The following is a 20,176-nucleotide window of genomic DNA, read 5'->3' as shown; positions in this document are numbered from 1 at the left end:
TGGGATCGGAGCCGGACGGAGTGCCATGACATCAGCGGGGTCCGGGCAGCAGCCGGCGCAGGCACGCGCAGTCGTCGTCGCGCGGCACGGAAAGCTCTGGCTTGTACCGACCGTCCTGTCCGCGCTGGTGGCGCTGTTCCTGTCGCTGCTCTACATGGGCGGCATCGTCAATCCGAACGACAGCCTGCGTGATCTGCCGATCGCCTTGGTCGATTCGGACGAGGGCCCACCTCTGCCGGGACAGCGGCAGCCGGTGGGGGCGCAGTTGAGCCGGGAGGTCATCGCGGCGACTCCGGCGAAGGCGGTGCAGTGGCGCAGACTGAACCAGGCCCAGATGCAGGAGCAGTTGGCGGCGGGCAAGATCTACGGCGCCCTCGTCATCCCGGCCGACTTCACCTCGTCGGTGGCGGCTCTGACGACCTCCCGCGCCACGGCGCGCCCCACCCTCACCATCCTCACCAACCCCGGTCTGGGAAGCCTCGGTTCGTCCCTGGCCAACCAGATCTCCCAACGCGCCGCTCACCAGAGCTCCCTGACGATCGGTCGTCAGCTGACCGACCGGGCAAGGGCTGGCGGCGCCGACGCGACGCTGCGCGCTCTCCTGGCCGACCCGGTCACCGTCACCACCCGGGTGGGCCACCCGATCGGCCGCCACAGCGGCCTGGGACTGACCGCCTTCTACTACACGCTGCTCCTGGTGCTCACCGCGTTCGTGGGCGGGAACATCATCAACAACGGTGTCGACGCCGGCCTGGGCTACACCGACAACGAGATCGGGCCCTGGCACTCGCGACGCCCGACGGTCCCGATCAGCCGTACGCAGACGCTGCTGCTGAAAATGATCATGGCTGCCGGCATCGCTGTGATCACCACCAGCCTGACGATGCTCGCCACGGTCGCGATCCTGGGCATGGACGCGTCGCATCTGCCGTTGCTGTGGGTCTTCTCGTACTGCGCCAGCCTGGCCGTGGGCCTCGGCGTGCAGGCCATCAACGCGGCCTTCGGCGGAATCGGCCAGGTGGTGTCCATGTTCGTGTTCATCGCCCTGGCCCTGCCGTCCTCGGGCGCGACGATCCCCCTCCAGGCGGTCCCCGACTTCTACCGCTTCCTCGCCCTGTTCGAACCGTTCCGCCAGGTGACCGACGGCGTGCGCGCCATCCTCTACTTCGACGCCCGCGCCGAGGCCGGCCTGACCCGCGGTTGGACCATGATCGCCATCGGCCTCGTCGTCGCTCTGCTCTTCGGCTTCGCCATGACCCGCTACTACGACCGCAAGGGGCTGCACCGCCTGGTCCTCCAGGAACCGTGAGCGGCGCGGGTGCCGCAGCTTCTGCCCTTGGCGAGGTGGCTACATGGTGTGCAGGGGCTCCTTGAAGGACTTGCGGAACACCGGCCCGGCGAAGGGAATGATCGGAGACATCATCTTCGCCTTGAACGAGGTGGGATGCCGTTCGAGATCGACGTCGATGCGCGTGCCCTCATCCGTGGGAGTCATCTGGAACTCCCATCCGCCCGAGCCGAAGGGCACCGAGTCGCGCGTGGTGACGGTGACGTGGTTCGTTGACGGGTCCCATTCGTAGCGTGCGCGCTCCCACGACTTCTCGTTCCCCTCGGTGACCTCGGCCCAGGTGTCTCCGCGCTCGTGGACCTGGAAGTGCTCGGCGTCGATGGAGGGCCACTCCTCGACGCGGGTGGGGCTGAAGTTGGTCAGTACCCCCATGACCTCGGATGGGCTCATCGAGGAGTTCACGTGGAAATGCAGGGATGGCATGACCTGCTCCTTCGTTCGAGAAGACCGCTGAAGGACCACTTCTCAGGATGCACCTCGGCCCGGCGCTGCGCAGCGGCAGGTTCGCGGCCCGGCCGAGGTATGGACGCCGGGGAGGTCTTTGACTAAAGTCAAATAAATATGGAGCCAGTGTCGACGGACCATGTGACGGCCTTCCGCCGCTTCAACCGTTACTTCACGCGCCGCATCGGCGTACTGGACGACCACTACCTCGGCCAGGACCGCCCGCTCGGCGAGGCCCGGCTGCTGTTCGAGATCGGGGACGGCGCGTCCCTGCGGGAGCTCAGGAGCCGGCTCGGTCTGGACGCCGGGTATCTCAGCCGGATGGCCAAGGCGCTGGAAGCCCAGGGCATGGTCAGGCTGAGCGCGCACCCGCGGGACAACCGGTCACGCATGATCGAGCTGACCCCGGCCGGCCGGGTGGAGGTGGCGGAGCAGGACCGGCGGGCGGGCGTGGCCGCGGCCGGGCTGCTGGCAGGCCTGAGCGCACCGCAGCGCACCGAACTGACCGGGGCGATGGCCACCACCCAGCGGCTGCTGCGCCTCGCGGGCATCACCGTCGACCTCGTCGACGGCGCCGCACCGGACGCCCGGGCCTGTCTGGACGCCTACGCGGCCGACCTCGACGAGCGGTTCCCCGAGGGGTTCGACAAGGACGACCTCGTACGGCCCGAGGAGGTGTCCGGCGAGGCCGGCGCGTTCTTCGTCGCCTACGAGGAGCGCCGCCCCGTGGGCTGTGGAGCGCTACGGCGCCTCGAACCCGGCGTCGGCGAGATCCGCCATGTCTGGGTGCACCCCGACGCCCGCCGTCTGGGCCTCGCCCGCCGTCTGCTCGGCGCCCTGGAACAGGAGGCCGCCGCACGGCACCTGACCGCCGTACGCCTGGACACGCACGCCGCGCTCACCGAGGCGCAGGCGATGTACCGGGCCTGCGGATACACGGACATCCCGGCGTATGACGACAACGTCTATGCCAGCCACTGGTTCGAGAAGCGGCTGCCCTCCCCCTGACCGCGGCTGACGGCGCCTCAGCTCGGAGTGAACGCCGCCCTGACCTTCTCCAGCGTCTCCTGCGTCGCGGACCAGTCCTGCGTCGTGCCCCGCACGACCATCGCGTACAGGCGTCCGTCGTCGGTCTGGAAGACCCGGTCGACGGCCTTGACCCGCTCGCCGAGTTCTTCGCTGTCGTACTCGTAGACGAGCTCGCTCGCATACGTCTCGTCCGGAACGGCTCCCCGGCTGATCTGGGTGAAGCCGGGCTGCCCGGAGAGGCTGTCGACGGCGACGTCGAGGGCGTCGTCGGGGGTGTAGCCCGGCTCGACCACCTCGAAGATCTGCAGCAGGCCGAGCTCGTCGGGTGAGGTGTAGAAGACGACGGCTCCGCCCTTCTGCTCGCTGCGGGTCCAGTCCTCGGGGACGACGGCGGAGAAGCCCGAGGGGTCCTCGACCGCCCGGAACCCGTCGGGTACCTCGGGCGACTCGGAGGCTGCGGTGAACGGGTCCTCGGAGGTGGGAGCCGGGTCGGACCAGGTGTCCGAGGGCGATTCGGCCTGTCCGTCGGACGTCGCCGTGCTCGACGAGGCGCCGCCCGCCTTGTCGTCGTCCCCTGCCTGGTCGACCGCCAGCCAGGTCGCCAGTGAGGTGACCGCGACCGCCGCGCCGACCGCGCCGGCGATGACCCTGTTCCGGCGGCCACGCGGGGCCCCGGGCGGTGCGACCGGCGCCTGCGGCCAGTCGGAGCCCGGGGCGGGCGCCGACGCCCCGCCCACCGGTTCCCCGGCGGGCCACTCCCCCGGCCCCCCGGCCGTCGGTGGCCTGTCGGGCGGCGGAGGCGGAGCCGAGTGACCGCGCGCGCCCACCCGCTCCCACGACTGTGTGTCCTTGTTCCACCGGACCTCGCCGGCGCCCCCGCCGCGCATCGCTCAGCCCCCGATGAGGCCGGCCACGGCCGTGCCGAGGGCGGTGGCGGACGTGATCGCGCCGAGGACGCCGCTCGCCGCCTCCAGTGCGGTGCGGAGCCGGTCCAGGACGCCGGGCTGGGCGCGACCGGTGGCGGTCACCTGCCGCTCGGTCTCCTCCAGACTGGCGGAGAGCTCCTGCGTCTCGGAGGTGGCGGGGTACCTCTTCAGGTCCTCGCTGAGGTCACGGACGGCCTTCAGCAAGGCCTGATGCGACTCGTCGGCCGGGGCCGACATCGAGGTGTACGCGGCACTGGCACCGGCACCGACCGCGATGCCGTTGCCGGTGACGGATCCCCCGACGTACGTACCGGAGCCGGGTCCTTCGGCCGCTGGCGGCTGGTTCATGTGGTCCCTCCGTTGTCTGCTGCTGTTCGACGCGCTGTTTCGACCCGCTACTTCGACGCGCCACCGGCACCGGCCGACGCGGCCGGGGGCGGCTTGCCGGCCGGCGAGTTGGCCTTGCTGTCCTTGCCGATCGCGATCCCGTTGCCCTGCACGTTGCCGCCGACGAAGGTCCCGCTGTTGTTGAACACGTTGGTGACCTTCTGCTCGAACTCGGCGACCTCGTACCCCGCGTTCCACAGCGCCTCGCCCACCCCGCTCGCGATCCGGTCCTGGATGGACTTGAGGTAGCGGGCGATGTCCATCTCCTGGAAGAGGGTCGCCCGGTCGTCGGCGCCCAGTTCCCGCACGGAGGCACCGGGCCCGTCCGGCAGCGTGTCCGCGTGGACGTCGGTGAGCTGCCGCCACGTCTGGGCGACGGCGCGGGCGAGGACCCGCAGGGCGTCGCCGGTCGCGGCCGGGATGCGCAGCAACGCGAAGACGTAACGGCCGAAGCCGCCGCGGTGCAGATGCTCGTGCGCCTTCCTGTCGGCGGTCGCGAACAGTCCGTTGACCGGCGGCAGTACATGCGGGGCGACTTCGAGCATCAGCATCCCGCCCTGGGTGTGGACGCGGACGAAGACGGTGACGACGATCTCCTCGTCCCACCCGCCGACACGCACCCGCAGGAAGTGCCGACGCTGCTCGCCGCCTTCCTCCACCGCGTCGGCGCGGTGCATCAGATACGTGTCCTCGGTGTACGGAAAGGCCATCCGCCCCGGCAGCCCTTCCGCGGGCAGGAACACGCACTCGTCCACGACGAGTTCGCGCAGCCGGTCCAGCACGGCGTCGGAGGCCTGCGGGGAGGTGCGCGCCGAGGGCTCGCGCAACTGCTCCACCAGCGGCTTGATCTTCTCCAGGACCGTGGCGTTGTCGAGCGGCTCAGCGGGCGTCGCGTCGGTCTTCCTGAGAGCGTGGAGGGGGGAGTCCCCGTCGCCGTTCGTGCGGGGGCGCAGTTCGATCGAGAGGGACCACGGTTCGAAGGGCAGTCCCGCGCCACGGAACGGGTCGGCCTTCGCGTAGAGGATGAGCGGTGCGTGCTGCTCCTGGCGGATACGCCGGCTCAGTTCGCCGAACCGGGGTGCGGATGCCGCCTCGGCCGGGTCGTCGGTGACGTTCGGGAAACGCTGCTTGGACAGCTCGCCCGCGATCGTGCGGGCGAACTGGCCCCGCTGCCCCACGCTGAGCAGGGCCAGCAGCAGCGGCAGCGCGAGCAGGCATGCGGCGGTGAAGCGGTTGGGTTCCGCGAGGGCAGCGTTCAGCAGGTCGAAGGGGTTGCCGAGGTCGGCGCCGTCCGACGAGTCGAGGAAGGGGCCACCGGAATCGCCGTAGGAGTCGGACGCGTACTCGTCCGGACCGGCGATGAGCAGCCGGAGCAGGGTGACGTACACGAAGACCAGGGTGATACGCCCGTACCAGCGCAGTACGAAGGCGAGGAGCCGCCGGAACATGGCGAACTGCGGGAACTTCCCGTCGATGTCGCGGCTGCCGCCCAGTCGGCGGCCCAGCGCGATCAGGAGAATCGGCCAGATCACCACGGAGATGTGGAACTTGGTGAGCGCCGCCACGACCACCCACAGGGCGATCATCGCCGCCGACCACGCCACTTCCTGGCGGCGGGAACGCAGGGCGTGGGCGAGGACGCGGGCCGCGTCGAAGCCGTAGGAGGGCGCGGCGAACCGCTCGCGGTGCACGTACAGTTCGTCGATCACCGCGTCCCGGTAACCGACGTGCAGATACGTCCCCGCGCAGAGCAGCCGGCACGCCTCACTCCGCGCCGGGTCGACCGGACGGCGCGGCCCGGATCTCGGCACTTGCTCCCGCTGGGGCGGGAGCTTCGGCTGGGTCATGGATCGTCCCCCGATTCAGGAACCCGTCATGGCAGGTTGCCCTGTCATGGCGCGACCAACTGCCCCATCCTGCACAGGAGTTGGTCTCGTCAGGATCGACCAGCATAGGACACACGTGTGACGCGAGACACCCGAAGTCGCGGTCTCACCCCCTTCCGCTCACGTTTCCTGCGCAGCGCCTGCACCGGCCTTGCGCCCAGGGACCCGGTCCGCGGTGAGTGACGAACTTGGCCTCCTGTCACGGGAGTTCAGGACATAATGTTGCGGTGTCCACCTTCTTGGAATCAGAGTTCGACGACGGAACGGCCGTGAGGTTTCTCCTCACTCCAGCAGCGGTGACCGGACCACCCCCCGCGCAGGACGACGACCTGCCCGAGGGCATGGGACGGGCCGTCCCCGTCGCCACGGGAGGGCGGGCCGCCGTCGCCAACCTCGCCGCGGCGACCTTGCGCGGGGCGCTCAGGCCGCTCGGGCCGCTGCTGCAGGAGGTGCACGACGTGGCCTCGTCGGTGCCGGATCCACCGAGCGAGCTCAGCGTGACGTTCGGCGTCCAGGTCGGCCAGGACCTCAAGCTCGGGATCGTCGGTGGCAACGGGCAGGCGCACCTCACCGTCACCGCCAGTTGGAAGCCGTCACCCGGCGCGGAGTGATGGTGGACTGGTTCAGGCCGGTCGGGACGGCGCCGGACACCGAGGGGAGATCCCGCGTCGCGTCGGTGCGCCGCACGTCTGACGGAAAGACGGCCGGTGCGGCAGTCGTACTCGGTGGTGACGCGATGCTGACCTGCGCGCATGTCGTCAACGACGCAATGGGCAGAGCGCTGTTCGAGACCCGGCCGCCCGGGCTCGAGCCGCTGTTCGTCGAGGTGCAGGGGGCGCGAAAGACGGAGCGATACCCCGCACGCGTGGCGCACTGGATCGCCCCACGCACGCGCGAGGGCACGGCCGTGCGGGACGGCGACGGGGAGTGGCTCGGCGATCTTGCGGTGCTGCGGATCGACGCGCCGCCCGTCGGCATGCCCGCAGCCGACCGGCGTACGGCCATGGTTCCCGGTCAGCAGGTGCGGGCCTGGCACGGCAGCGGGCACAGCGCGACCTTCGCCGATCTACGCGTCGCCGCCCTCGACGGCTCCGTCGGCTACCTCGACGGCAAGGCCACGGGCATGGCGGTCGGCCCCGGCTACAGCGGCGGCCCGCTGTGGTGCGAGGAGGACGGAGCCGTGGTCGGACTCCTCGCGGCTCATTTCATGCCGCCGTGCGATCCCGGCGGGGCCCCGCTTCCGCACAGCCCGCAGCACATGGTCCGACGCAGCTGGGCGATTCCCTGGCAGCACGTCGAGGCCGAGCTGCGGCCCCTCGGCGTCCTCGTCGAGGAGGGCACCGAGCCCGCCGATCCGGACGACCCCGCCTTCGGCATGCTCGTGACGGCGATCGGGAACGCCCTGCCGTCGCCGTACTCGCTCGGTGACACCGCCCGCCAGCTGGCCCTAGCATGCGGCGTCGCCCAGGGCAGCCCGGTGAGCCCGCCCCCCATCGAGGAGTTCGCGGCGTTCTTGCTCCGCGATCGCCGCGCCCTGGCGGCCTTCACCGAGATCCTGCGCCCCAGGGACCCGATGGCGACCAACCGCGTGCTGGTCGCCGGCCGGCTGTCGGAGACTCCGCTGCTGCTCTCACCGCGCGAGCACCGTCGGCTCCACCAACTCCTGCGCAACGTCGACCGGGCGGTGCTCGACCGGCTGCCCGAGGCGGTGCGCGAAGCCACCAAGCGGGTCGCCGCCCTGACCGACGGCGCCACCCTGGACGTCCTGCTGGACGAACTGGAGAAGCTGCCCGGAGACGGGCACTCGGACGACGGCGAGACACGGGTGCCGGCCATGCTGCGGGTCGTCGAGTACGTCGCCGCGCTGTGCCCGGCGCCCCGGCAGGCGGAGTTGCGCCTGTGGTCGGACGGCGTGGCGGGCCGGCTCGGTATCCCGGGCGCCGCCGTCAGGGAGCGGCGCTCGGACGCCCAGGACTGGGCCCGCATGCTGCGCGGCAGTGTCCGGCGCAAGCGGGTCCTGGTCCAGGTGGCGCGGGCCGGTCGGGGGCGGCACCGGCTGCGCATCTGGTGCGACGAGGGCACCGGGCCCCGGCAGGTGTCGGTCGACAGCGCCGCCTCGTACTCGGCGCCCGAGGCGGCGCGTGAACTGCTGCGTGTCATGGAGTCCCTCATCCCCTCGGACCGTGACGTCGGACGGCCGCTGGTGGAGGTGCTCGTGGACCGTGCCGACCTGAACCTGCCGATCGACGAATGGGCGGCCCAGGTACCCGGCGAAGTCGTCCCGGGCATGCTCGGCGTGGAGTTCCCGCTGGTCGTGCACTGTCCGGAACTCCTGCGCCGGCACGAGCGTTTCCTACCCGACTGGCGTGAGCGGTGGAGCCGGCTCGACTCCGGAGAGACCCTGGTCGTCTCGGACGCGTCGCAGGACCCGCATCAGGTCTACTACGAGCTGATGGGCCGGCTCGACACGGTCCGGGTGTCCGTCGATGTGCCCCCGGGGCCGCGCGACGCCATCGTTCAGATCTGTCTCGCCGTGGGCATACCGGTGGTGGTGTGGGACCGCGGCCGGGACACCCCCTCGCACGTCACCAAGCACATGGCGGACGTCGCCACCCGTCAACTGCCCGACGGAGTGCGGGTCTACCGGGCCAACGCCCGGGGCACCCGCGCCCCCGACTTCCCCGGCCGCCCGGTTCTGGCCTGGGCGGACGCCGACCGTACGGTGCCCCGACTGCACCTGAGCGAACCACAGGAGAGCGCATGACCTCCGCTTCCGAGGCCGACTGGCGCCTCTTCCGCGGCGACGGCGTCCCTCGCGCCATCACCCTGCCCTCGGCGCCGCCGTGGCGCCGGTTCAGCCCGGCTCCGGCCCTGCGCCCCGAACTGCCGTACCTGATCCAGCCGGAACACGCCGACGTCGTCAACGCCGCCCTGCATCTGCGCCGCCCGCTGCTGGTCACCGGGCCGGCCGGCACCGGCAAGTCGTCGCTGGCCCGGGCGGTCGCGCACGAGCTGCGGCTCGGCGAACTGCTGCGCTGGTCCATCAACAGCCGGTCGACCGTACGCGAGGCGCTCTACCAGTACGACGCGATCGGCCGCCTGCGCGAAACCACGCTCAGCCGCGACCGGGGCGAGAGCGAGCCGTCGATCGGAACGTTCATCCGGCTCGGCCCGCTGGGTACGGCCCTGGTGCCCTCGGCCACACCGCGGGCGCTGCTGATCGACGAGATGGACAAGGGCGACGTGGACCTGCCCAACGACCTGCTCACCGTCTTCGAGGAAGGCTATTTCGACATCCCCGAACTGACCCGGCTCCCCGAGGACATGGCGGATGTCGAGGTGCAGACCTCGGACCACCGAGGCTCGGTGACGGTTCACCAGGGCCGGATGCAGTGCGCCGAGTTCCCGGTCGTGGTCATCACGAGCAACGGCGAGCGCGAGTTCCCGCCGGCCTTCCTGCGCCGATGCGTCCGCCTCGCCCTGCCGGTCCCCGACGAGGCGCGGCTGCGCGCGATCGTCACGGCCCACCTCGGCGAGGAGGCCCTGCACGACGCGGACGAACTCATCGAGGCCTTCCTGCGCCGCCGCGCCCCAGGCGAACTGGCCACCGACCAGCTCCTGAACGCGGTGTTCCTGCGTACCGGTGGTGTCGACCTGGACGCGGAGGGACTGCTGGACGCCGTGCTGCACCAGCTGACCGGGGCGCTGTGACGGCGGTGTGGACGGGCGCGTCGTGAGCGTGGGTGGGGGTGGGTCGCGGCTCGTCGCGGCTCTGCGGGTGCTGGCGGCCTCCGGACAGGAACTGGACGCCGACCAGGTGCTCGACGTGCTGTGGCTGGCCGGGCGAATGCCCGGTGGGGACGACGCGCCGCTCAACCGGCTCGCCCGCGTCGAGCAGCCGGCGCCGCAACCACCGCCCACCGTCGAACCGGAGGGAGCCACGCCGCCCCGGTCCACACCGGACCCCGACCCCGACGACCCCGACCTGCCCGACCTCACCGCCCCGTCCCTCTACGCGGCCGCCCGGCAGACCCCGCCGCCCCTTCCCGGGATACGACTGCGCCAGGACCCCGAACCGGGCAAGGCGCTGCCCGTCCGGGTGCCGGAGGACAAGGCACTGACCCGCGAGCTCGAACTGGGGCGAGCGCTGCGACCGTTGCGGCGCAGGCAGGCCAGCCCGCACCGGCGGGAGATCGACGAGGAACGCACCGCCGCCGAGCTCGCCGAAACCCTGCTGCCCGACGTGGTGCTGCGGCCCGTACAGGAGCGCTGGCTGCATCTGGCACTGCTCGTCGACGACGGTCTGTCGATGCTGCTGTGGCACCGGCTGGGCGCCGAACTGCGCACCCTGCTCGAACGCCTGGGCGCCTTCGCCACCACCCGCGTCCTCGGCCTCGACGCCCGCAGCGTCTCCGAGCCGCGCCTGCACGCCCGTCCGTTCCGGCCCGACAGCACTCCGGTGCCGCTGAGCTCGGTCGGCGACCCGTCGGGCCGCACCCTCGTCCTCGTCATCAGCGATGGCATGGGCGGCTCCTGGCGCAGCGGTGCCCTGCACGACCTGCTGTCCTTCTGGGCCTCCCGCGGTCCGGCCGCCGTGCTGCACACCCTGCCGCCCGGCCTGTGGGAAGGGTCCGGCATCCACGCGGAGCGGTGGCAGGCCACGACTCGGCGGATCGGCGGTGCCAACACCTCCTGGGAGATCACCGATCCTGTACTGCCGCCCGACCTCGCCCGCTTCGACGGCGTGCCGGTGCCGGTCCTGGAGCCGACGGCCGCCTCCCTGCGGGACTGGGCCCACCTCCTCGCCTCGCCCGGCGCCACGGTCGAGCTGCCGATGCTGGCCCGGCCGCACCGGTCGGGCACCGTCGCCGCATCCGCCGGCCAAGGGGACCTGCAACACTTCCGGGACGCGGCCACGCCGGAGGCCTACCGGCTCGCCGCCCATCTGGCGGCCGTGTCGCCGCTCACCGTGCCGGTCATGCGGCTGGTCCAGACGGCGGTCCCGTGGCAGGCGCGAACCTCACATCTCGCGGAGGTCTTCCTCGGCGGCCTCATGCGGCCGCATCCCGCACCGGTATCCGGGCCGCTGCCCGCCAAGCACCAGGTGTTCGACTTCTCCGACACATCACGGTCGGCGCTCCTCGACGCGGTCCCTCAGTCCGAGCTCCTGAGGACCAGCCGCAGCATCGGGCGGCGCCTCGAACAACTCGCCGGCGTCTCCCCCGACTTCCCCGCCTGGCTCGCCCATCCTGACGGCTCCGCCCAACTTCCGGGCTCACACCGGCCGTTCACGAATGTCGAGCGCAGACTGCTGACCCGGTTCGGGGTGTCGTTCGACCGGGACGTGCACGGGCTGGAGCGAGAGCCGGGCCGCAGTGGCCCCACGGCGGACGGCTGGCAGCCGCTGACCGACGACGATCCCCGGCAGCTGGGCCCCTACCGGCTCCACGGCCGACGACGGCTGCGGCGGACGGTGGAGTACGACGGCATCCATCGGCAGGGCACCCGCGCCATGGTTCGCACCGCCCGGCTCGATCTGCCCGTCGGCGCACATGAGTTGATCTCGCTGGAGGCCGAGGCACTGCTCCGGCTGAACCGGCAGTACGCCCCCGCCGTGCTCGCGCAGGGGCGCGACAACAGCAGCGGCCGGCTCTGGCTGGCGACGGCCCCGATCCACGACGACTCCGGGACCCAGCCGCCGCCGCGGCTCGCGGAGATCTTCAACCAGGCCCACGCGACGAGAACCGCCCCCTTCGACAAGCTCACCGCGCTCCTGGTCGGCTGGCATCTGGCGAGCGCCGTGGCCCTCTGCCACCTCCACGAGATCGTCCCCGCGGACCTCAGCGCCGAGAACATCTTCGTGCTACGGCGCACCGTGCTACTCGGCGACCTGTCCGACTGCGCCGTCGCCGGCCGCTACGCGGGTGCCGGCCCCGCACCCACGCCCGAGGACAACGTGCGAGCGCTGGGCGATCTGCTCCAGCTGGTCAGCAGCAAGGCGGGCCGGGAGCTGCACCGGCATGTTCCCGGTCCGGAGGGCATGCACCTGTGGCAGGGCGACACCTGGGCGCGGCTGCGGCAGGTCGTGCTGCGCTGCCTCGACCCGGATCCGGCCGAACGGCCCTCCGCGGGCGAGGTCGCGGACGTCCTGGCCAACTACATCGCCCAGTCCCGCGCCGAACGCGCTCCCACGCCCCGGTCACCCTCCGCAGCCAGGCCGGCGGTGGACGCACCACTCGCGCTGCCGCGGACCACCGTGCCCCCCACCGGAGTTCCGCCGATCCGCCCACCCCGGTTCGGCTCCGCCCGCCGCGAGCGGGAGGCCCGGCTGGCCCGGCTGCGGACGCCTCTGCACCGAGCCAGGCGGCTCACGCTGGTCGGCGCCTATCACTACAGCGGCCGGGCCACCACGACCATGGCGCTCGGCTCCCTCCTCGCCGCCGTCCGGGGCGAACCCGTACTGGCCCTCGACGGAGCGGCCGACGAGGGCGCGCTCGGCTCCTTCCTCACCCGCCGGAACCCCGCCACCGTGCGCGACTTGGCCGACCTTCCCGCCGAGGCCTCGTACGAGGAGGTCCGCGCCCGCACCACGCACCTGTCGTCGGGCCTGGAAGTCGCCGCGCACCCGCCGGGCCACGTCCCCCCGAACCTCGCCCACACCCAGGCGTACACGCATGCCTTGGCGCGGACCGCGCCGTACTACTCCTTCGTCCTCACCGACTGGGCCCCCCTGCGGCTCGACCGATCGGCCGACACCGTCCTCGATCTGACCGACCGACTGGTCCTGTGCTGCGGCAGCGCAGGCTGGTTCCTCGACGCCGCCTGGCGGGTGCTCGACCAGCTGCGTGGCAGCGGGCGCCGTCAGCTGGCGGACGAGGCGATCGTCGTGGTGACGCAGGTGGAGGGGGTCTCCAGCCGACCGGTACCGGCCGACCTTCCCGGCCGCTTCGACATCGGTGCCGACCAGGTGGTCGCCGTCCCGTTCGACAAGGCCCTGCACTCCCCGGGCTTCCGGGAACTGGAGCAGTTGCGTACGCCGACGCTGAACGCGTTTCTGGACCTGGCCGAGTTGGTCGTAGGGCGCTGAACCGGCCGACTGCGAGGGGGCCGGGGCGCGGACGCACCGATCCCCGGGCAGCCGTGCCGCCCGGGGATCGGTGTGAGTGTCGGATCGCGCCCGTCAGATGAGGCCGAGGGAGCGGACCGCCTCGCGCTCCTCCTCGAGCTCCTTGACGGAGGCGTCGATGCGGGCGCGGGAGAACTCGTTGATGTCCAGGCCCTGGACGATCTCGTACTTGCCGTCCTTGGTGGTGACCGGGAAGGAGGAGATCAGGCCCTCCGGGACGCCGTACGAGCCGTCGGACGGGATGCCCATGGAGACCCAGTCGCCATCGGCGGTGCCGTTGACCCAGGTGTGGACGTGGTCGATGGCGGCGTTGGCGGCGGAGGCCGCGGAGGAGGCGCCGCGGGCCTCGATGATCGCCGCACCGCGCTTGGCGACGGTCGGGATGAAGTCGTCGGCCAGCCACTTCTCGTCGTTGACGACCTCGGCGGCGTTCTTGCCGGCGACCGTGGCGTGGAAGATGTCCGGGTACTGGGTCGCGGAGTGGTTGCCCCAGATCGTCAGACGCTTGATGTCGGCGACCGTCGAGCCCGTCTTCTTCGCGAGCTGGGTCAGCGCGCGGTTGTGGTCGAGGCGGGTCATCGCGGTGAAGCGCTCGGCCGGTACGTCCGGGGCGGCGGCCTGCGCGATGAGGGCGTTGGTGTTGGCCGGGTTGCCGACGACCAGGACCTTGATGTCGTCCGCGGCGTGGGCGTTGATGGCCTGGCCCTGCGGCTTGAAGATGCCGCCGTTGGCCTCCAGGAGGTCACCGCGCTCCATGCCCTTGGTGCGGGGGCGGGCACCCACGAGCAGCGCGACGTTGGCGCCGTCGAAGGCGACGTTCGGGTCGTCCGAGATGTCGATGCCCTGAAGGAGCGGGAACGCGCAGTCGTCGAGCTCCATGGCGGTGCCCTCGGCGGCCTTGAGCGCGGGGGTGATCTCAAGGAGGCGCAGCTTGACCGGCACGTCCGCGCCGAGCAGCTGGCCGGAGGCGATGCGGAAGAGCAGGGCGTAACCGATCTGGCCGGCCGCGCCGGTGACGGTGACGTTCACGGGAGTGCGGGTCATGGCGTTCTCCGTATGACAGCTGGCGGTGAGGGCATCCCTGCCCCGGGGTGCGGGACGTAGAGATGATCGATCTCTTGGCGTCGAGAGATCCACCGGTCAGGCTATCGCGCCTCCGGGATCTCGCACGGCCGGGTCCGTGTGGCCCGGCCCACAGAAAGCCACCACCGGCGCACAAAGCGGCGGCCGCCCTGTCCGGGAGAGGGGACGCGGGCGGCCGCCGGGTGGGGGTACCGGTTTGCCGGACTCCCGTGGGGGTACGGTGCGCGTGCCCACTTTGCCGACGGCCATTCCTGTCCGACCCGAAATCTTTTCACGCCCCCTTTCCGTCGCCTCACCCGCGACGGCCGGCCCCTCATCGGCGAGAACATCCGGCAGGTCGTCGCCGACCGCTCGCACGGCCTGCCGCTGTACCTGGATCTGTCCGTTGCTCGGTTCCTGGAGCTCAGCCGCAGCGGACGCACCCCTCAGCCCGGTGGCTTCGACCACAGGACACCCGCCTCGCAGTCCTGGTAGCCGCAACCCCAGCGCGGCAGGGCCACCCCGAGCAGCCACCGGCCGGGTCGCGGATCTCTGAGAGCATCACCTTGGCAAACCGGGCGGTGAGCCGGCGGGGACGCGCTCGCGGAACTCGCGAACATCGCCGCGTCCTCGCCACGGGTCATGCCGATCCTCACGGGCTGGCCGACCGCGCGCGGTGGCGCGAGGCTCGTCACCGCCCGGCGCGATCACCTGCGCGATACCCGGTGAAGCACTGCGGCCCCGCCGGAATCCGGCGGGGCCTCATACGTCTTCTGTTGTGGTCAGGGAGTGAGGTCCAGTACGCGGACCGGCGCTCCTGCCCACCGGTGCGGGGCGGTGGTGGCGATGATCGCGCCGTCGGGACGGTCCGGGGTGGGCTGCGCCGTGTAGTGACTATGCGCCGCAGCCCACGTCTTTGGGCGCGCGACAGCAAGGGCGGCAGCCAGGTCCAGAGCAAGGACCGTGATTCCGGGAAGGGAGGCCAGGCGCCGCAGGACGCCGGTTGCGGTGACGTCGTGCCGGCCGTCGCTGCCCGTTGTGCGCGGCAAAGCCGGAGTCGCGGAGGGTGACGATGTTCGGCTGAGCGAGGCCGCCGGCGACCGCGGCCTCACGGGCGAACCGGGCCATCTGCCGACTGCTGCCCGCGTCGCCGGTGGGAACCTTGACCGCGACCAGGCGGTCGACGTTGGGGTCGTGCGCCTTCGCCGGCCCGTACGCGGACCCCGGCTTCCTCCGGTCGGCAGGGTTCCCGAGCCCTCGATGCTCGCGGGCGCGGACGCTGCGGGGCCTTGCGTGCCAGCGGAGGACAGCTGGACTTCCCATCCGATGCGTAGTCCGTCGGGCTCCCTCGTCGAACGGTGCCGGACACACAGGCCCACGTGCCACGTTCCGCCGCCCTCGGTAGGCTGACGTTCGAGGCTCCTAATGGAGGTTCGTCATGCCCCGCCCTGTCTGGGCCGGCGCCATCTCGTTCGGCCTGGCCACCATCCCGATCAAGGTGCTGTCCGCGAGCGGGTTGGATGGGGCACCGTGAACACTCCGCAGGACACGACCGGCCGCGACTTGGATGATGCGGTCCTCGCGGCTCTGTTCTCCGAACCCCAGGTGGGCCTGCATGTCCTGGATACCGAGCTGCGGTTGGTCCGGTACAACTCCGCAGCCCGGCACATTCGCGCCTTCCCACTTGAGGCGTTCCTCGGACGCAGGCTCATCGACGTTCTCCGGGGTCTCGGCGTCGCGCGGGCGGACGCCATTGAGAACATGGTCCGCGGGGTGTTGGACACAGGCAGACCGATTCGCGATGTCCTGTTGACGGTACGTTCCAGGCATGAGCCGTTCACCCTGGTCACAGCATCGGTGTCGTGGTTCCGGCTGGAGGGCCCGCAGGGGCGGCCCCTGGGGGTGGCGGGCGCGATCGTCGATGTCACAGACCGTTACCGGGCTCAGGCTCGACTCGCCCTGCTGGATCGGGCCGCGGCCCGTATCGGCCATACCCTGGATCTCTTCCGCACGGCGCAGGACCTGGCGGACGTCGCTGTCCCGGAGCTGGCCGACACCGTGACGGTGGACCTTCTCGACCTGGTTCTGCGCGGCGAGGCGCCCAGACCCGGACGGCTCATCGAGAATCTCCCTCTGCGAAGGGCGGCCTGGCGTGCGCTCGATGACGCCGAAGAGCCGAGTACACCCCCGGTGGGAGAAGCGAATGTGTTTCCCGCGGGCACGCCGTACCGCAGAAGCATGGCCGCTCTTCAGCCCCGGCTGATGAGACGGCTGAACCAGGACACCGGGTGGCTCGCCCTGGACCCTGTCCGGGCCCACGCGCTGCGTGATGCCGGGGTGCACTCGATGATGGTGGTTCCCCTGTCCGCGCGGGGCGTGGTGCTGGGCCTGGTCTGCTTCTACCGGGCGCAGTGCCCGGACGCGTACGAGGACGACGACCTGGCACAAGCTGTGCAGCTGGCCGCACGTACCGCGGTCTGTCTGGACAACGCCCGGCTCTACAGCCGCGAACACTCCGCCGGCCAGCTCCTCCAGTTCAGCCTGCGGCCGCCCGAGGTACCTGCGCACACCGCCGTGGAGACCGCGCACAGTTACCTCCCTTCCGGCCCCAGCGGCGACTGGTTCGACGTGATCCCCCTGTCCGGCGCTCGAATCGCCTTGACGGCCGGCGACACCCCGGGCCGCGGAATCCGCGCCGCGGCAGCCATGGGCGAAATCCGGGCCGCCATCGGAGCTCTTGCCGCACTGGACCTGGAGCCCGACGAGCTCCTAGAGCGCCTGCACGAACTCGTCACCCGGCTCGGAGGCCAACAGCCCCGGCATGACGGCGCCGACGGCCGAACCGTCGGCACTACCTGCCTGTACGTGGTCTACGACCCTGCGACCCGGCAGTGCAGCATGGCTGGGGCGGGCCATCCGCCTCCGGCCCTCGCCTTCCCCGACGGCGCCGTGCAACTCGCCGACATTCCCCAAGGACCAGCCCTCGGACAGGGCCTCCCCACCTACCGAACCGTCCAGCGGGAATTGCCCGAAGGCACCCTCATAGTCCTCAACAACGCAGCCCTGGACCCCACCCCCCGCCAAAGGGGGGAACGACTGGACCGCATCCGCACCGCCCTGGCATCTGACGCCGGCTCCCTGCAGCAGATCTGCGATGCCCTACTCGACCTCTTGACCCCGGAAAACCGCCAGGACGACGCGGTCCTCCTCCTCGCCAGAACCCGCGCCCTCGGCCCCGGCCAGGTCTCCTCCTGGACATTGCCCCCAGCACCCGAGGTCGTGGCACAGGCACGCAAACTCGCCGTCGACCAACTCAACACCTGGGACCTGGACGACCTCGAATACGCCACCTCACTGGTCGTCAGCGAGCTGGTCACCAACGCCATCCGCTACTCCCACGGCCCGATCGGGCTGCGCCTGATCCGCGACCGGTCCCTCATCTGCGAGGTCTCCGACACCAGCAGCACCTCCCCGCAACTGCGGCACGCCGAGGACACCGACGAAGGCGGCCGCGGGCTCTACCTGATCGCACAGATGACCCAGCGCTGGGGCACCCGTCCTGGCCGCCGAGGCAAGACCATCTGGACTGAGCAAGAACTGCCGTGACCGGCCGAGCGCCCAAGCAGCCTCTACCGGCTCGCCCGACCACTGCCCGGCCGGATGTCACCGGTCCGTCCAACTCACGCAACAGAAGCGCTGTCGGGGGCAAGCCGACCGGTACCTCGCGACCGCCGCCGACGCCCCCTATCGGTCCCTGGAGCCACCCCCCGCGTTGCGACGCCGGCCAGACCCCGACCGCGGCGGACCCCGTACGGCAGCCGGGTGCCGGCACATGAGGGACATCCGTACAACTTCGCCCCTGCCAGGTCCGCACTCGAATGGTCGCGCCGCTCATGCCCCGCTCATCCACCGGCATGTCGACGTCCGGGAAGAACGGAAGCAACAACTCGCGCGTACCCGTCGGCAACGTATCCCGCCCGGTATTCGTGGCTCCACCGCTCCGGATCAAACGCGGCGCCCTCGGCTTCGTAATGAGCGTTCGGCCGTACGTCCGCCATCCGCAACACGTCCTCGGCCGTCTGCAGTTCGGCAGCCAGAAGGACGGTTGGCTTCTGCCAGGGCATCAACTGAGCCAGTGCGTACGTATCCGCCGGCCTGCTGTTTCTGAGGATGGGATACGCCCTGGAGTTGCCCATGCCCTCCACCATGGGACAACAGCCATCTGCGTCGCGAGACGGAGGGCCCAGGACGCCCTGACTGTCATTCGCGGCCGCGTACAGACACTCACCGTCGGCCGAGCTGGCTGCGGGACACCAAACGGGGGAACGAATGCCTGGGTGCTTATCGAGCCGCGCCGGTCGCGTGGTCCTGCGGGTCCCTCAGCTCGCGCTTGAGGATCTTGCCGGTGGCATTGGTGGGCAGGACGTTGCGGAACTCCACGAGGCGAGGGTACTTGTGGCCCGCCATCTCGTCCCTGCACCAGTCGATCAGCTCCTCCTCGGTGAGCGTCGATCCCGGGGTGCGGACCACGCACGCCTTGATCTCCTCGCCGTGGCGGTCGTGCGGCACGCCGATGACGGCCGCCATGCTCACGGCGGGATGAGTGAGCAGTACCTCTTCGATCTCCCGCGGGTACACGTTGAAGCCACCGCGGATGATCATGTCCTTGGCACGGTCGACGATGTAGAACCATCCGTCGGCGTCTCGGCGGGCCAGGTCACCGGTGCGGAACCAGCCGTTGCGCATCACCTCGGCCGTCGCCTCGGGTCGGTTGTAGTACCCCTTCATGATGTTGTGGCCGCGGATGACGATCTCGCCGATCGCGTCTGCGCCCTGGACCGGTGTCCAGTCCTTGTCGACCAGGTCCACCTCGACACCCCAGACGGGGCGCCCGATGGAGCCCGGACGCACCTCCTCGCCGGGCGGCACGAAGGTGGCCGCCGGGCTGGTCTCCGAGAGGCCGTACCCCTCCATGATGGTGACCCCGAAACGCTCACGGAACTGGCGGTGGATCTCGACCGGCAGCGCCGAGGCTCCCGACCCAGCCATCCGCAGGTTCTTGGCGATCAGCGACAGGTCGACATCGCGCGCCTCCTCTTCGAGCAGGGCCCAGTACATCGTGGGAACTCCCGCGAAGAACGTGACGGCATGACGCTGCATCAGGGCCAGGGCGGAGCGGGCGTCGAAGCGTGGCAGCAGCACGAGCGTCGCCCGGGAGGCGATGCCGGCGTTCATCTGGACGACCTGGCCGAAGGAGTGGAAGAGCGGCAGGGTGATCAGGTGGACGTCGTGCTCGATCTCGCCGAACAGCTTGTGGCAGGTGAGGACGTTGAGCATCAGGTTGGAGTGGGTGAGCTCGGCGCCCTTGGGGCGGCCGGTGGTGCCGGAGGTGTAGAGGATGAGCGCGGTGTCGGAGGAGTCGGTCGCCGCCGTCTCGAAGTCCGCGCTCCGGTCGGCCAGGGCCGCGGTCAGGGTCTCGGCGCCCGCGATCGGGGAGTCCGCGGTGGGGGCGGCGGTCATCAGGAAGAAGTCCTCGCAGCCGGGGGTCTCACCGAAGCCGGACCAGCCCTCCTGCCCCATCGGGAGGTCCGCGGTGCCCTCGAAGCAGAAGTACGCCTTCGCTTCGGAGTCGGCGAGGTGGTACGCGATCTCCCGGCTCTTGAGCAGCACGTTGAGCGGGACGACCACCGCTCCGGCCTTGAGGATGCCGTAGTAGGCGATCGGGAACCAGGGGAGGTTCGGGCAGGACAGTGCGACCTTGTCACCGGGCTGGATGCCGCGCGAGCGCAGCAGGTTGGCCACGCGGCGGGCGGCCGTGTCCAGCTCGGCGTAGGTCAGCCGCTGGGTGCCCAGCACGACTGCGGTGCGGTCGGGCACGGTGCGGGCGCTGTCCTCCAGGACGGCGGCGAGATTGAGCATGAGGTCTCCGTTGGGGATGCTTCGGCGGGCGCCAAAGGCGTGGCGGATA

General features: G+C 71.1%; 14 protein-coding genes and 1 pseudogene. 7 read left to right on the top strand and 8 right to left on the bottom strand.

Features of this window, described 5'->3' with window-relative positions; translation table 11 throughout:
• The first annotated feature begins 25 nt into the window (after positions 1-25).
• Positions 26-1,309 carry a DUF3533 domain-containing protein gene (locus tag AB5J55_RS26130; RefSeq protein ID WP_369272970.1) on the top strand — a complete coding sequence of 428 codons (1,284 nt, stop codon included), beginning with the start codon at positions 26-28 and terminating at the stop codon, positions 1,307-1,309.
• A gap of 39 nt (positions 1,310-1,348) precedes the next feature.
• Here the strand turns inward: AB5J55_RS26130 and AB5J55_RS26125 are convergent, their stop codons facing one another.
• Positions 1,349-1,771 carry a hypothetical protein gene (locus AB5J55_RS26125; RefSeq protein ID WP_369272969.1) on the bottom strand — a complete coding sequence of 141 codons (423 nt, stop codon included), beginning with the start codon at positions 1,769-1,771 and terminating at the stop codon, positions 1,349-1,351.
• A 138-nt stretch (positions 1,772-1,909) separates the two neighbouring features.
• Between AB5J55_RS26125 and AB5J55_RS26120 the strand changes: the two genes are divergently transcribed.
• Complete coding sequence (locus AB5J55_RS26120) at positions 1,910-2,800, top strand: GNAT family N-acetyltransferase (protein ID WP_369272968.1); 891 nt, start codon at positions 1,910-1,912, stop codon at positions 2,798-2,800.
• A gap of 17 nt (positions 2,801-2,817) precedes the next feature.
• Here the strand turns inward: AB5J55_RS26120 and AB5J55_RS26115 are convergent, their stop codons facing one another.
• Genes AB5J55_RS26115 through AB5J55_RS26105 form a run of 3 tightly spaced genes read right to left on the bottom strand, consistent with a single transcriptional unit; the run spans position 2,818 to position 5,981 of the window.
• Positions 2,818-3,708, bottom strand: a complete 891-nt coding sequence (locus AB5J55_RS26115) for a hypothetical protein (RefSeq protein WP_369272967.1) — start codon at positions 3,706-3,708, stop codon at positions 2,818-2,820.
• A 3-nt stretch (positions 3,709-3,711) separates the two neighbouring features.
• The gene (locus tag AB5J55_RS26110; RefSeq protein ID WP_369272966.1) at positions 3,712-4,095 is read right to left on the bottom strand and encodes a hypothetical protein; all 384 of its coding nucleotides are present in this window, start codon (positions 4,093-4,095) and stop codon (positions 3,712-3,714) included.
• 47 nt (positions 4,096-4,142) lie between these two features.
• Positions 4,143-5,981 (bottom strand): hypothetical protein, encoded by a 1,839-nt coding sequence (locus AB5J55_RS26105; protein ID WP_369272965.1) that lies wholly within the window; start codon positions 5,979-5,981, stop codon positions 4,143-4,145.
• Between the two features lie 335 nt (positions 5,982-6,316).
• Between AB5J55_RS26105 and AB5J55_RS26100 the strand changes: the two genes are divergently transcribed.
• From AB5J55_RS26100 to AB5J55_RS26085, 4 genes are all read left to right on the top strand, one after another.
• Entirely contained in the window at positions 6,317-6,631 is a 315-nt protein-coding gene (locus AB5J55_RS26100) for a CU044_2847 family protein (RefSeq protein WP_369272964.1), read from the top strand.
• A 65-nt stretch (positions 6,632-6,696) separates the two neighbouring features.
• Positions 6,697-8,784, top strand: coding sequence for a trypsin-like peptidase domain-containing protein (locus AB5J55_RS26095; RefSeq protein ID WP_369272963.1), 2,088 nt, complete (start codon positions 6,697-6,699; stop codon positions 8,782-8,784).
• Entirely contained in the window at positions 8,781-9,731 is a 951-nt protein-coding gene (locus AB5J55_RS26090; protein WP_369272962.1) for an AAA family ATPase, read from the top strand. The genes AB5J55_RS26095 and AB5J55_RS26090 overlap by 4 nt, the downstream gene beginning before the upstream one ends.
• Positions 9,732-9,753: 22 nt before the next feature.
• Positions 9,754-13,107, top strand: a complete 3,354-nt coding sequence (locus AB5J55_RS26085) for an SAV_2336 N-terminal domain-related protein (RefSeq protein ID WP_369272961.1) — start codon at positions 9,754-9,756, stop codon at positions 13,105-13,107.
• Positions 13,108-13,200: 93 nt separating this feature from the next.
• On the opposite strand, the gene AB5J55_RS26080 is transcribed toward AB5J55_RS26085, so the two are convergent.
• Entirely contained in the window at positions 13,201-14,190 is a 990-nt protein-coding gene (locus AB5J55_RS26080) for a malate dehydrogenase (protein ID WP_369272960.1), read from the bottom strand.
• Positions 14,191-14,990: 800 nt separating this feature from the next.
• A pseudogene (locus AB5J55_RS26075) lies at positions 14,991-15,194 on the bottom strand (hypothetical protein); the annotation flags it as partial.
• Positions 15,195-15,738: 544 nt separating this feature from the next.
• Between AB5J55_RS26075 and AB5J55_RS26070 the strand changes: the two are divergent.
• Positions 15,739-17,814 carry a SpoIIE family protein phosphatase gene (locus tag AB5J55_RS26070; RefSeq protein WP_369272959.1) on the top strand — a complete coding sequence of 692 codons (2,076 nt, stop codon included), beginning with the start codon at positions 15,739-15,741 and terminating at the stop codon, positions 17,812-17,814.
• A gap of 296 nt (positions 17,815-18,110) precedes the next feature.
• Here AB5J55_RS26070 and AB5J55_RS26065 read toward each other — a convergent pair whose 3' ends face one another.
• Positions 18,111-18,404: a hypothetical protein gene (locus AB5J55_RS26065; RefSeq protein WP_369272958.1), complete on the bottom strand. Its 294-nt coding sequence runs from the start codon at positions 18,402-18,404 to the stop codon at positions 18,111-18,113.
• 145 nt (positions 18,405-18,549) lie between these two features.
• Complete coding sequence (locus tag AB5J55_RS26060) at positions 18,550-20,127, bottom strand: long-chain fatty acid--CoA ligase (RefSeq protein ID WP_369272957.1); 1,578 nt, start codon at positions 20,125-20,127, stop codon at positions 18,550-18,552.
• Positions 20,128-20,176: the final 49 nt, after the last annotated feature.

The sequence above is a fragment of the Streptomyces sp. R11 genome (assembly GCF_041051905.1).
Classification (GTDB): Bacteria; Actinomycetota; Actinomycetes; order Streptomycetales; family Streptomycetaceae; genus Streptomyces.
Note: the sequence above shows the minus strand (reverse complement) of the source record. Positions and strands in the feature narration are given on the sequence as shown.

Excerpts from the sequence above, each read along its gene's own strand:
- AB5J55_RS26130 (WP_369272970.1), top strand. The coding sequence starts at position 26 with ATGACATCAGCGGGGTCCGGGCAGCAGCCGGCGCAGGCACGCGCAGTC.
- AB5J55_RS26125 (WP_369272969.1), bottom strand. The coding sequence starts at position 1,771 with ATGCCATCCCTGCATTTCCACGTGAACTCCTCGATGAGCCCATCCGAG.
- AB5J55_RS26120 (WP_369272968.1), top strand. The coding sequence starts at position 1,910 with ATGGAGCCAGTGTCGACGGACCATGTGACGGCCTTCCGCCGCTTCAAC.
- AB5J55_RS26115 (WP_369272967.1), bottom strand. The coding sequence starts at position 3,708 with ATGCGCGGCGGGGGCGCCGGCGAGGTCCGGTGGAACAAGGACACACAG.
- AB5J55_RS26110 (WP_369272966.1), bottom strand. The coding sequence starts at position 4,095 with ATGAACCAGCCGCCAGCGGCCGAAGGACCCGGCTCCGGTACGTACGTC.
- AB5J55_RS26105 (WP_369272965.1), bottom strand. The coding sequence starts at position 5,981 with ATGACCCAGCCGAAGCTCCCGCCCCAGCGGGAGCAAGTGCCGAGATCC.
- AB5J55_RS26090 (WP_369272962.1), top strand. The coding sequence starts at position 8,781 with ATGACCTCCGCTTCCGAGGCCGACTGGCGCCTCTTCCGCGGCGACGGC.
- AB5J55_RS26080 (WP_369272960.1), bottom strand. The coding sequence starts at position 14,190 with ATGACCCGCACTCCCGTGAACGTCACCGTCACCGGCGCGGCCGGCCAG.
- AB5J55_RS26065 (WP_369272958.1), bottom strand. The coding sequence starts at position 18,404 with ATGGGCAACTCCAGGGCGTATCCCATCCTCAGAAACAGCAGGCCGGCG.
- AB5J55_RS26060 (WP_369272957.1), bottom strand. The coding sequence starts at position 20,127 with ATGCTCAATCTCGCCGCCGTCCTGGAGGACAGCGCCCGCACCGTGCCC.